The organism is Ruminococcus sp. AF17-12, assembly GCF_003479245.1.
Classification (GTDB): Bacteria; Bacillota; Clostridia; order Lachnospirales; family Lachnospiraceae; genus Blautia_A; species Blautia_A fusiformis.
On the sequence record NZ_QUGY01000012.1, the window covers coordinates 22,344 to 35,128 of the forward strand.

Here is a 12,785-nt window from a genome sequence, read left to right on the forward strand (position 1 = left end):
TCTTCCTATACAGTATCAATTCCTATTGTCCGGAACATTTGTTCGTGTTATAATAAAAAGACTTTAAGAATATAAAACACGAAAACCAAAGGAGGGATTTCTGTTGGAACGATGTGATTTTTCTTCTATTAGCACATGCCTAAAAAATCAAATCAGTGAAAGCAATCAGATGAACCAACCTGATTTTTTATACGAATTATTTGAAGATTTTATGAATGATCCGATAAATGAAGATTTTTCTATGGATAATGGTCTAATTTGCCGCTGGATAACCGGACAAGCAAAAATCAGTCCCAAAATAACCTCATATTATGCAAAACCCAGCAATCAGAAAAAACTGGCAACAACCATTCAGCGGAACTTACTTCCCTTAATGGCAGACTGCAACATGGTTATACAGGACATTTACACGTTATTCATACAGGACGATACGATTTCGGATACAAAAAAGCAGGAACTTGTATCTCTATATAAACCTTCTGATTCAAGGCTGTTGTTTTTAGCAAAAGTACTTTCTTTTGGTATGGAACGGCAATTTATTAAACGTGATACAAGAAATCAAAAACTGATTGCAGGAGGTGTTCTATCTCCGATTGTTCTGGATTACATTATGGACAGCGAAGTCCCAAAACCATGCCGTCATTTTCTAGGAAGAGAAGAAGAACTGGATGAACTCCATACTTTGTTTGAAGAGAACCGACATATATTTCTTTATGGAATTGCCGGAATTGGAAAAAGCGAGCTTGCTAAAGCCTATGCAAAGCAATACAGAAAACAGTACACCAATATTCTCTATATGGAATACACCGGTAATCTATATCAAGATATTGTAGACATGGATTTTATTGATGATCCACCAGAAATCAGTGAGCAGGAACGTTTTCAAAGACATAACCGTTTCTTACGCTCTTTGAAATCTGATACACTGCTGATCATAGACAATTTTAATGTCACATCCACACAGGACAGTTGCCTGTCAGTCGTATTAAAATACCGTTGCCGGGTTTTATTTACAACCAGAAGCCAACTGTCTGAATACTGTAGTTTTCAATTAAAAGAACTGAAAGATATACCCACTCTTTTTCAACTGACATCTGTATTTTATTCAGAAGCAGAGGAAAACCGGGCAATCGTAGAAAAAATCATAGAAACTGTACACTACCATACTTTTGCTGTCGAACTGGCAGCCAAACTTCTGGAAAATGGAATTTTAACTCCAGAGCAATTATTGATAAAACTTCAAGAGGAAAAGGCTTCTCTTCATAATGAAGATAAGATTAAAGTAATGAAAGATGGTCAGAGCAAAAAAGCCACCTATTACAACCATATCCATACCCTGTTTTCGTTATACTCCTTATCACGGAAACAGCAGGATATTATGTGCAATATGTGTTTTATGCCTTCATCTGGTATTTCTGCCCGTATATTTTCCAAATGGCTGGAGCTGCCTACTTTAAATGACGTGAATGATCTGATCGAGACAGGTTTTGTACAGTCAAGTCTCCGGCATACTATTTCTCTGCATCCAATGATTCAGGAAATTGCAGTTTCCGAGACCGCACCTTCTGTTACAAGCTGCCACACGTTATTGGATTCTCTGCAAAAAATATGTTTGATGCATGGCATTGAAGTTAGCTATTATAAAAAATTATTTCAAACAGTAGAAAACATCATGCTTTTCATTGAAAAGGACGATATTCCCCAATACCTGTTATTTTTAGAAGATGTTTTTCCATATATGGAGAAGTACCACTATCAAAAGGGTATGAAAAAAATCATCCAGGAACTACAGCATTTTATAAAAGCAAATACTTACGGGACTGCATCTGACCGTGCCTTACTATTGGATTATCAGGCAACTCTGGAACCCAAAACAGAAAAAGCGATAAAATTAGAAAAAGAAGCACTTGCTCAAATAAAAGAAACCACAAAAGAAAATGCCCACCTGGTTTCCAACCTCCATTCCAATCTTGGAGGGCTTTACCGAATCAACGGACAACTTGATCTCGCTAAAAGGCACATGAAAATGGGTATCTCTCTTTTACAACAATACCAGCTTCTTTATACTAATGACAGTATTCCTCAGATTAATAATTATGCTGTCCTCTTAATTGAAATACAAGAACCTGACCTTGCCCTGTCTGCTCTTCAGAAATTAGCACAGATTATCAAAGAATATAATTCAAACCACTGTTTGGATTATGCCCAGGTACAGGAATCCCTTGGAAGTATCTGCCTGATCACTGCAAATATTTCGCAAGCGAAAACCCATTTTAAAAAAGCCTTGAAAATTTATGAGGATATATGGGCAGACGAACCCGAATTGATTGAAGAAAAATATCAAGCAATTCAAGAATTGTATCCACAAGCTGGAATTGCTCTGGCAAAAAGTATTCTTCTCACCAAGCACTAACGGTTCCTACAAACACTTGTAAAATATATTGCCTCAATAATGTAAACGCCTAGTTTTGAGATACACTCCAAGACTAGGCGCTTGTCCATTTCCATTTTTTCTTAGACATGGAGCGTTTACATAAGGATCACTTTTCTTTTTTTGACACTTTTCGCTCCTCCTATCTCAAATTTTTTATAGTCTAGGTATATTGCCTTCATCAATGCCTGAGAACTTGTAAATATGCTCCTCTGCTTGTTCAATCTGCGATACATTACAATCATCTCGTCATCAACCTACTGTTTGATACAATATGTCAAATGCATAGTGGCTCAGTTCTATTAGAAATTTATATCTCTAACTCCGCACCAATTCTAAAATTCCTTTTGAAAGGCGATATACTTTATCAACACTTTCCAGTTCTTTATACTTATGCGTAATAAAAACGATAGTCTTATTTTTTAATTCACTATGTAATAACTCACGTAAAGCTTCATTTGATTCAACATCAAATCCTTCTGTAGCCTCATCCATAAGTAAAATGTCTGCATTTTTCAGCAGAGCCCTAGCTACAGCTATCTTTTGTCTTTCTCCTCCAGAAAGTTTTGCACCATCTTGTCCAATTTTTTGTCCAAATCCATGATCCAATTTTTCAATAAAACCTAAAGCACCACTTTTTCTACATGCTTCAACAACTGCATCTCTTGACGCCTTTCCATCGATATTAACATTCTCCTCTATAGTCCCTTGGAATAGATATGGTCTTTGGCTTATAACCGCAATTCTATTTCTCATATCTTGTATATCCATCAATTCCACAGGAGCTCCATACAATTTTATTATTCCTTTTTGTGGCCGGTAGAATCCCGCCAAAAGGTTCAAAAGTGTTGATTTGCCACTTCCATTTTCTCCTACGATCGCAATTCGTTCCCCTTTTTTTACACATAGTGAAATACCATTTAAAATAGGGTGTCCTGGTTCATAACCAAAGACAAGATTTTTTACTTCAAAAACCATATCCCTATCTTGATAAATTTTCTCAGGTTTCATTTCACATAATTTCATTTCCAATTCTTCCGGTTGTCCCCATAACTCAAAAAGACGTTTTGCCGATGGCTCAATTTGCGCAAAATAATATTTAATGTTTATCAATGCTGAAATTGGATTTACAACATATGCACTATATGTAATAAAAGCAAATGCTCCGCCTATAGTGAATTCTCCTTTTATTATAAAAAGCCCACTTAATATATATAATAACGCATTTACAACCGTGTCTATTACTACAACACTGACAGTACTATATTCATCTAGCATTGCGTTCTTTTTATATGAATCCATCAAATCTTTTTGCAGACCTTCAAATTGAGATTTTTTTACCTGAAACAGATTCCAGAGCTTCATTTCATGAATTCCATTTATACACTCGGCAAACCAACTCATAAACTTTCGTTTATCCTCAATCCACTGTTCAAACACTTCCCGTTTCTTGTTTGCACAATAGGACACTATTATAAATTTCAGTGGAATAATTGCTTCTATCAATATTGCTAATTTCCAGTCTAATAAGGACAGCCCAACTACTCCTCCTATTATTTGGAGAATTGATGATATAGAAAACTGAGTAATCTGATCCACAACAGATGACACATTATCAATATCCATACCAATTGTATTTATAATCTCTGCACTTCCTCTTTCAGCAAAATACTGTATTTTCATCCTATTGATTTTCCAGTAAGTCTTTTTATAGAGAGAATGTGTAAACTGATTATGTACATTTGAAAATAATTTTGTTTGGATTATATTTAACTCTTGCTGGGTTAAAGAAATTATTATTAATATAACAGAAAATAAAAGAATGTATTTCATGTTTTTCTGCAATATACCACAATCTGTTATTTGTCTTATAAGCAGTGGGTGTATAAACGTTATGAATGATGAACCCAAAAGGCAACAGATAATCCCTGGAAAATACTTTTTATATTCACACAACATTTTACAAATTCGATACCATGTTTTCCCATTTTCTCTCATATCCAATTGCCATCCTCACTATTCGTTAAGCAAAATATTGACAAACAAGCTCATATATATCCTCTATATTGTAAGTTATTCCTATTCGATCTTCTGCATACAATTCATACATATTATTTTTACGCACAATATACATATCTATATCTGATGCCTTACTACTTTCAAATATTTCTTCCTCTTGATTCAAAAGAATAATATCAGGTTCATAAGCTATATATACTGTATAAAGGATATCGTTCAATGACTCATTGGAATCGTCATAATATTCTAAAGGAATTACATTTTCATCTAAAGGATTTTTCTGCAGATTTATTGCGTAATAACCGTTCTGACTAAACATCACTTTTAGCTGTATCATTTCCTCGTAATCTAAATCAATACCGGCAATTACCGGTATCTCTATATTGGTTTTATCCCTTATTACATTTTCTAGTATATCCGGATAATCAGATTTATGCGTTGCTATAGTCATCAAAAAGTCCATAACATCATCAAATCCTGCTGTGGGCTTTCTGTTTAAATATGTAGCAATATGTCCAGTGACAACAGGAGCCGCATAACTATTGGCTTGATTTACGATCCCATTCCACGAAAAATTTGCTATAATAGAATTCTCAATATTATAACCTTTTTGTTCTTGAAACAGAATTTGACCATTTCCCAAAAGACCATAACGATCCTGCCTGACACCAAAAACACCTGGATATGCAGCTGGATAAGTCTTTATATTTCTGTTATGATATGCTGCTACTATAATCGCATCAGCATCAAGTAATCTTTTTATTTGAATCCATAAGGGTTTAATATCAAAATAATTGATTGTTCCAAGACTCATGTGAATTAACTTTATTTTATTTTGAATACACCATTCCAAAGCTTCCAGCAAAACTGTGATCTGTGTTGTTCCTGCAGAGTCAGTCACATTCAAGTCCCATAATTCTATATCACTACATATGCTTGTGATAATTCCGACGCATACAGCGCCATGGAATGATTTATCGTCTTTATACTCACTTGGATCGCATTTAGAAGCCAAAAAAGATTTATGAACAATCCTTTGATTCCTGTTATTTCTCATATGATAAGGTATACCGTTATCAATCAATGCGAGCTTAATCATTTGCACTATTCCTATTCTTACCTGTTATATATCCAAGCCAAATATCGCATATTTATTATTCTCATGATAAACCTTGTAATTCTATGGTCAATAAAAATTCAAGTGTCGCTGAACCCTAATATGCTTCTCCAATCACACTGCCATCATAAGCATTGATCACATAAGAAAGCTCCTGTAGAGAATTTCCACCAATACTTTCCCTGACAGTAAAAATCCATGCTGGAACCAACCATGCGTGTTTCGGCTCCTGATAGGCTGTGGTATAAGTATACTGCAATTTTGCGTTTACCACATCATACTCCAGTGCGGTAGTGTCGTTGGCAGACTGGCCTTTTCCGGAATACCAATAAAAAATCTGATCTGTCAGCTTTGCCTGTATTTTTTCAAAAGGCAGAAGCTTTGTATTTTCCGTCACCGTACAGACTTCTTCCGATATCCCATCCCATTTAAAATATTTAATTCCTTCCTCTGTTATCAGAATAGAGATTGTTTCTACCTGGAACGGAGGCACATAACTATCCACTGTTTCTTCCGCAACCACGCCATCAGGAACTGAAGTAATACCCTCTACACTTTTCGAAAAACAATACAGATATCCCGGTAATCCTCTATCCAGATCTCCCTGCCACAAAGCATCACTACCAAGTCCCAGACCATTGCGCTCTGAACATGCGCCATTCGGGAACCACACGGTACGATCAGAATCTACAAGGCCCATTCCATCGATACCTAAATCCTCTAAAACTTGTTCTGCCTGTTCCTTTCCATCTTCCTCTGTAAAGGTGATCTTGTCCATGCACTTTCGATACGCATCTGCCAGTTCATGAAATTTCTCTGTATAGCCGTTGGTATCCATGCCAAAGCTACTGTAATACTCACTCTGCATTTCCTCAGTTTCTATTGTTTCTTCTTCTATAAAATTAGAACCCTCCATCCAGAGAAAACTACTGTCATTGTCAATTTCCTGATTATACCGCTCTGCTTCTATATATGCCTTCCTGTCCTCGCCCACATCTGCAGTAAAATAATCCTCTGTATCTGTGTTTTCCAATTCAGTACTCATCCAACTCCGTGCCGCTTCCACACCGTGATCCTCTGTTTTTTTTTGAAATTTTATCTCCATCTTTTCCGGTGCAGACGCTTCATCCGGTGCAAGCTCCATCCCCTCTCGGGTTGCGTTTTGAATCCCTGCAATCGATGTAGAATATGCTGATTGCAAGTAACTTCCTTCCTTGCTGGAAATCCTGTCTAACACTTCCTGATACGCATCCTTTGTCACCATCTGTGGCATATATAGTTCCTCACCGTCCGTAAAATAATCAATCAATCCATTCAGTTCTTCCTGCGTTAACTCGTGATTTTGCATCTCTATGACTGGAAGATTGCCAATGCTTTGTTCGCCCAACTTAATATCTGCCTGGATAACCACACGGTCGTTGCTTTTCTTTTCTTCAAATTTCCAATGCGTTGGAACATTTGTCTCTCTCTTTTCTCCTTTTTTAAGAGGTTCACAGACAGCCGCCTCGCTAATCCCATCCACTTTGCTGACTACCGAACTCTCCTCTGGTGTTTCCTGACAGCTGGAAAGAATAATACACAACGCACCTACCATAATTGCTAGAACACTTTTTTTCATTTTTTCTCCATATATCTTATAGAATTGTCGCTTTTTCACGAAACTTCAATTATAAACTCTTTAACTTATAAATACCTTCCTGACACTATTAACGTTTTCGTATATTTTTTAGAAACAGACTACCTTATTTATTTTAATGTATAAGGCAGTCTGTTCTATGTACTAGTAACTATAACTTGTTAGTACATTACGCTATTGTCATTACTAATAACCACTCTTGAAGCATCCGCATTATGCTGAGATAACCAAGTCGCAGCACAATATGAACATGGGCAACCACATCCACAAACGCACCCAAAAGACTCAATCGTGTTCCTGTTTTTCTTCATATTTTTGTTGAGTTTCTTCATACGGTTCTCCTCCTTTCTGTTAAAATAATATCAATATTTCCGCTTCATTGGTGCCAAGAGAAACAGATATATGATATTTCATATTATAATTTCCGGATATAGAATAAACTAATTCAAAATGCTACTTTTCGTATGTGATTTAATTTATCGCATATTGTTTGCAAATTAAACTCATCCACTTTTATATCATCCAGCAATTTTATAATCGGCAAATTATATGTATTCTCTAATTCCATTATCACATATATCCAGCACTCTTCTACTACAGGCAAATCCAATAGATTCTGTTCTGAATTTTCTACTTTTATCATTGTGTATTTCAATATCACATTTTTAATTAGCTCTTCCATCCTATCTCCTCACTTATATTACAAAAATATTATTTGCAAGTTCTTCCAAAATTTTCAAAATTTCTTTTTCAATTTTAGTATCATCAAATATATCAAGGACTTGATATTCAGAATTTTCAGGTATCGCTGGTTTTTCATTCATATCCTCCATGGTATAATACCGTATCTTTTTCCATTCATGATCCGCCTTATAAAATTGTCGTGAAAGAATATATTCTTTCACTGGTGTATTATATTTTCTTAGAACAAAATCGCTTATATTTTTTAATACAGTATAATTCAAATCAGTATACCTATACAAAGCCAAAAAGCCTATATCTACATCCAATGCGTTTGAAATAATCAGAGGTAACTCGCCAAAATAATTTGTTTCATATTTTTCAAATTCCGAAACACCACCAGGGCAACCCACAAGAATCACATCGTACTCCTGTTGTTTTACTTTTGTATGTATCCAATGATTTAAAGCAATAATCTTTTCTGGATAAGACATGAATTTTGAATATAGAAAGCCAGGAAGATTTTCCATTCCTAAAAATCCACCGAGAACGTTAGAGCAAAGTGCCAGTACACGATACCCCTGTTTTTCAATCACCTTTTTAATCTTCACTTGCAATTGGAATTTATCGCAATTTTCGCCCAATCCCATGACTGATATTACCGGAATATCTATTTCTTTTTTATTTGGCGAAACAACTTCATCTGACAATTCACTTTCCTGTAATATACATACTTTATCTCTGTCAATTTGAATCTTATCTAGCAGTGCTAAACCAGCATAAATCTTTTTCCCTGAGTCTAATGCCATTTGCACTCTTTTTTGGTATCCGTCATAACTATATCCCATTGTATTTTCTGAAAAAACAATAGCATCAGCTCGAGTAAGACATTCTTCAAATTCTGTACTACAATATATCGAACTCTTCTTTTGTAATAGTTCAAGCCTACTCCTATCTTCTATATAGCTGGATACCGCAACCACCTGATATAATTTGTTTTCTTTCAATCCCTTGATAAGTATTTCTGTGTCATTATTTAATGGAAACACAACTAATTTTTCCATATGCACTCCTTTATTTTAATACTTGCAAATTTTCATTTCCTTTATATCCAAACTCAACAAGTATACACAATTTATATAGCAATAAAAGTGTACTTTCTTTTGAGTTTTCACATTGCTGTAGCAACATATTTTCTGTTAATATCTGATTATCTTTTGGAATTTGCGCCAAACAATATGCACACATTCTCAAATTCCAACATCCTAAACATTTTTCTTTAATCATCTTACCATGGTTAAGTAGGAAACTCATTTTATCAAAATCAAATCCCGAATCCAAACTTCCGATGCACATTTCTGAATCTTCTTCCGAAACTCTTTCACATGGAAAAAATTCACCTTTTGTATCCACAAATAGTCTTCTAACTGCAGGAATGCATGGACCACCATGATGTGTTTTTTTGCCTTCAGCAACATGACTATGTAGCTGTTCATATAATAACTCAATATCTTGCAGTTCTCTTCGCAACAATCGACTTTGTGCATCCCATTTTCGCTTCTCTAATACAGATAAAATCATCTTTATATATGCTAGTCGATGTACTCTGAAATTTTTTTGTGTTATGCGCGACAATGTCTCATCTTTTAAACCAACTGGATTTACATAATTGAAATTCACTGTCCCTGCTTCAAACAGCTCTTCTTCCGAATAAAATCGATATATATTTTCAAGATCTGATGAAGAACTAATAACACAATTAAACAAAACTTTTGAATAGTACTCTTCATTGTAAGCTTTCAGTCTACTCAAATTTTCTAAAATAATGTCAAATGAACCTTTTCCTGTTTTAAATCTTCGATTTATATCGTGACTTTTCTTATCACCATCAAGGCTAATCATAAGATTAAACTCATATTTTACCAAAAATTCTATGACATCTTCTGTCATTAAAGTCCCATTAGTCGTCATAGTAAAAAGAATTTTTTTATCCCCTTTACGTTGTAAAATATAGGAAACACATTTCTTAATCAATTCAAATTCCAGAAGAGGCTCACCCCCATAAAATGATAATGCAAGTTGATCCGCTTTTTCGCTTCTTTTCAAATAAAAGTCTATTGCTTTTTTGGCTGTCTCGAAATCCATCCTATTTGACGTATGGGAACGATTATAGTAGTTTCCAGAATATGCACAATATTTGCATCTCAAATTACACTGCTGAGTTACCTGCAAAATCAGATTGCACATATAATGTTCTGCCAACAAATGTAAGTTTTCTGTCTCAGGATGCTCAATTTCTTCTATCGCAGTCTCACGCAATAATCCGCTTTTCACAAACCGTCTTAACACTCCATCAGGAACCAATTTTGTCTTTTCCACAGTTTTTAATATCTGATATTCTTCATCATTCACCATAACTACAGAATCCAAAGAACGATCATAAAAATATTTCTGCATTGGTGTTTGAATGCATTTAATTAATACCTTTCCCATATTCTTTCCCCCGTATTTTTATTTTATCTGCGTCAGGACACCTGCATCCATCTCACAGATCGTATCGCAGAGCCATTCGATCTCCAGCATGTTATGTGCTGCGATAAGAATAGTCTTCCCTCGTTCCTTTAATCCCCGCAAAAGCTCGCAGACCTCTCCTGCCCCCTGCTTGTCCAGACCATTAAAAGGCTCGTCCAATATCAAAAGCTCCGGATCTTCCATGATTGCCTGTGCGATACCAAGACGTTCACGCATTCCAAGAGAATACTGTCCTACCTTCTTTTTAGACAGAGGATCAAGCCCTAGGGCACGCATCGTCGCCCTCACATCGTCATCGGAAATACGGTGTTTCAGAGACGCCAGTCTCTTTAAATTCGCAAAACCGCTGAGATCCAGAAAGAAGCCAGGGTTTTCAATGATAATGCCTACGGAATCTGGAAAGTCCAGCTCCTTTCCGATCTGTTTTCCCCCTACGAGCACTGTGCCGCTCTCAGGTTGTAAAAATCCACAGATGCATTTAAACATTACGGTTTTCCCTGAACCGTTAAACCCCATAATCCCATGAATCTTCCCTTTTTCAAAATCATGGGTAATGTTCTTTAATACTTTTTCTTTTTGAAAGGATTTTGTCAGTCCCTTCAACCTGATTGCATATTCCATTTTGCCCTCCATTTATTCGTTTGTCTGCGTAAAAGAGAAATTATAGCCCTTAATTCGGACGGCTGACAAGCCGATCAGCGCTATGATTAATATTGCAAATATGAACATGCTCATCCCGATCCCTGGCAGGTAATCATAACCAAAGCTGTGCATGGGAAAGGTAGCTTGGTTCAACGGAGACAGCCAGCCGCAGAACACGTTCGCCCTATATTCCTGACTTTCTGTAAAATGAAACAGTTTCCGGAAAACATCTGGGTTCAGCAGGAGCCCATACAGACTGACTGCAAAAGCACCGATCACCCCTGCCATATTTCCCGCAGCCAGATTTAAAAACAACATGAGAACTGCGATAAAAAGAGTATATAAAAGTACAAGTCCAAACACTATTGCTGCGCACATATAAGGAGTTGAGCTTTCCATTGTTTTTATGGAAACAGGAACGGTTATGCTCTCCCCACCGCCATAGCCCAACATTGCCGCTGTTTCGCTCCACACATTTCCCGTAAAGGAAAAGGGAGCTCCCATAATTCCAAGCATCACAGCCAAAAAAATATTATAGATCACAGTCGCCAGGATCACATAGATAATCTGACCCGCAAGCCATATCTTCCGTTTTGTGCGTACAAGCCAATACGGAGTTGCCTGACTGATAAATGGCATGTCCGCAAAGAGCAGGATTAAAAGCAGGGAGGACAGCATAACAGAGGATGCATCCCCATATGTCCAAATAAACGGCTCGAATACCTGAAGGATTGTCTCATATTTTATCGCATGGGAAATAATCTGATCCGACAGCATCAGACATAATATAGCTGCCAAAATAAAGGTCATCCAGATCCTCGGACTTTTTTTCCATCCATAGAAATTCTGGCCTGCAATCCAAAAAGCCTGTTTAATATCACGCATACCGCAACCTTCTTTCTATTGCGCACATAAAGATCAGTGCCGTTAAAAAACTTCCAACCGCTAATATAGCAATGCAGAAGATATCATTGTAGTAAATAGACGCCGCCCAATAGCGGGGACTCAGAAAGAATGCTTTTTGATAGTAACGCTCCTGAAATACGGTCAGGACATAATAAAGAATAAAAGGAACGGCATAGGACATATAGCGATTTTTTGTTATGACAGCCGACGTACCGCCAATTAGCGCCCAAAAAGCGCCATTTAAAAACAATCTCAGAAAGCTTACCGCCGTTCTGCCCACAAGCACTGCCATCTCATAATTTCCGTCAATCAGAGAAGGATACTGACCGAACCTCAGTATACAGATTACAAGAAGGAACACCATGGCTAAAAAAGCTGTCAAACCTCCGGAGACCAACAATCCTGCTGCTTTTCCTACGAGATACTGTTTTCTCCCTGAACGGATATAACTGAACAGAAAAAAACGACTGTGCAGCTCAGCCTCCGTATTCTCTCCACCCGCAAAAGCAACGGCAATGGGAACAAACAGAAGCATATTAACGCTGTTCATACAATAGGTGTATGCTACGAACCAGCCTGGTCCTTCTGCAGATCCGCCTGCATTTATGATCTTCTGCAACATCTCATGCTCAGACATCAGGGTAGCCGAAACGATTAGAAAAATCCCCAAAATAAAGCGAATGCTTCGAATATTGTTTTTTATGTCCGTTGCCAACACATTTCTCATACGCTTTTCTCCTCACTTCAAACAGCTATAGACTTGATTTTTTTATTTTTATAAAATCCTAGTTTTTTGCAATAATATCACTATTTGTATAAAA

The 12,785-nt window shown here is 36.5% G+C and carries 11 protein-coding genes; 1 reads left to right on the plus strand and 10 read right to left on the minus strand.

All coding sequences use genetic code 11. The features are described 5' to 3' along the window. The first annotated feature begins 103 nt into the window (after nucleotides 1-103). Entirely contained in the window at nucleotides 104-2,413 is a 2,310-nt protein-coding gene (locus DWW77_RS13030) for a tetratricopeptide repeat protein (RefSeq protein WP_009245399.1), read from the plus strand. 336 nt (nucleotides 2,414-2,749) lie between these two features. Here the strand turns inward: DWW77_RS13030 and DWW77_RS13035 are convergent, their stop codons facing one another. From DWW77_RS13035 to DWW77_RS13075, 10 genes are all read right to left on the minus strand, one after another. Continuing rightward, nucleotides 2,750-4,429 carry an ABC transporter ATP-binding protein gene (locus DWW77_RS13035; protein WP_005428253.1) on the minus strand — a complete coding sequence of 560 codons (1,680 nt, stop codon included), beginning with the start codon at nucleotides 4,427-4,429 and terminating at the stop codon, nucleotides 2,750-2,752. Nucleotides 4,430-4,454: 25 nt separating this feature from the next. Continuing rightward, nucleotides 4,455-5,549, minus strand: a complete 1,095-nt coding sequence (locus DWW77_RS13040; protein WP_009245400.1) for a S8 family serine peptidase — start codon at nucleotides 5,547-5,549, stop codon at nucleotides 4,455-4,457. A 115-nt stretch (nucleotides 5,550-5,664) separates the two neighbouring features. Next, nucleotides 5,665-7,185, minus strand: coding sequence for a DUF6034 family protein (locus DWW77_RS13045; RefSeq protein WP_005428257.1), 1,521 nt, complete (start codon nucleotides 7,183-7,185; stop codon nucleotides 5,665-5,667). Between the two features lie 179 nt (nucleotides 7,186-7,364). Next, entirely contained in the window at nucleotides 7,365-7,535 is a 171-nt protein-coding gene (locus DWW77_RS18650) for a hypothetical protein (protein WP_009245401.1), read from the minus strand. 113 nt (nucleotides 7,536-7,648) lie between these two features. Next, nucleotides 7,649-7,885: a hypothetical protein gene (locus DWW77_RS13050; RefSeq protein ID WP_005428259.1), complete on the minus strand. Its 237-nt coding sequence runs from the start codon at nucleotides 7,883-7,885 to the stop codon at nucleotides 7,649-7,651. Between the two features lie 13 nt (nucleotides 7,886-7,898). Continuing rightward, on the minus strand, nucleotides 7,899-8,948 hold the full coding sequence (locus tag DWW77_RS13055; RefSeq protein WP_005428260.1) for a TIGR04066 family peptide maturation system protein: 1,050 nt from the start codon (nucleotides 8,946-8,948) through the stop codon (nucleotides 7,899-7,901). Nucleotides 8,949-8,958: 10 nt separating this feature from the next. Continuing rightward, nucleotides 8,959-10,377, minus strand: coding sequence for a Cys-rich peptide radical SAM maturase CcpM (gene ccpM / locus DWW77_RS13060; RefSeq protein WP_117942495.1), 1,419 nt, complete (start codon nucleotides 10,375-10,377; stop codon nucleotides 8,959-8,961). Nucleotides 10,378-10,395: 18 nt separating this feature from the next. Then, nucleotides 10,396-11,037: an ABC transporter ATP-binding protein gene (locus DWW77_RS13065; protein ID WP_009245407.1), complete on the minus strand. Its 642-nt coding sequence runs from the start codon at nucleotides 11,035-11,037 to the stop codon at nucleotides 10,396-10,398. 12 nt (nucleotides 11,038-11,049) lie between these two features. After that, on the minus strand, nucleotides 11,050-11,943 hold the full coding sequence (locus DWW77_RS13070; protein ID WP_005428264.1) for a hypothetical protein: 894 nt from the start codon (nucleotides 11,941-11,943) through the stop codon (nucleotides 11,050-11,052). Then, nucleotides 11,936-12,691, minus strand: a complete 756-nt coding sequence (locus tag DWW77_RS13075; RefSeq protein ID WP_005428267.1) for a hypothetical protein — start codon at nucleotides 12,689-12,691, stop codon at nucleotides 11,936-11,938. The genes DWW77_RS13070 and DWW77_RS13075 overlap by 8 nt, the downstream gene beginning before the upstream one ends. Between the last annotated feature and the right edge of the window lie 94 nt (nucleotides 12,692-12,785).

Coding starts and splice junctions, on each gene's coding strand:
- DWW77_RS13035 (WP_005428253.1), bottom strand. CDS start 4,429: ATGAGAGAAAATGGGAAAACATGGTATCGAATTTGTAAAATGTTGTGT.
- DWW77_RS13040 (WP_009245400.1), bottom strand. CDS start 5,549: ATGATTAAGCTCGCATTGATTGATAACGGTATACCTTATCATATGAGA.
- DWW77_RS13045 (WP_005428257.1), bottom strand. CDS start 7,185: ATGAAAAAAAGTGTTCTAGCAATTATGGTAGGTGCGTTGTGTATTATT.
- DWW77_RS18650 (WP_009245401.1), bottom strand. CDS start 7,535: ATGAAGAAACTCAACAAAAATATGAAGAAAAACAGGAACACGATTGAG.
- DWW77_RS13050 (WP_005428259.1), bottom strand. CDS start 7,885: ATGGAAGAGCTAATTAAAAATGTGATATTGAAATACACAATGATAAAA.
- DWW77_RS13055 (WP_005428260.1), bottom strand. CDS start 8,948: ATGGAAAAATTAGTTGTGTTTCCATTAAATAATGACACAGAAATACTT.
- ccpM (WP_117942495.1), bottom strand. CDS start 10,377: ATGGGAAAGGTATTAATTAAATGCATTCAAACACCAATGCAGAAATAT.
- DWW77_RS13065 (WP_009245407.1), bottom strand. CDS start 11,037: ATGGAATATGCAATCAGGTTGAAGGGACTGACAAAATCCTTTCAAAAA.
- DWW77_RS13070 (WP_005428264.1), bottom strand. CDS start 11,943: ATGCGTGATATTAAACAGGCTTTTTGGATTGCAGGCCAGAATTTCTAT.
- DWW77_RS13075 (WP_005428267.1), bottom strand. CDS start 12,691: ATGAGAAATGTGTTGGCAACGGACATAAAAAACAATATTCGAAGCATT.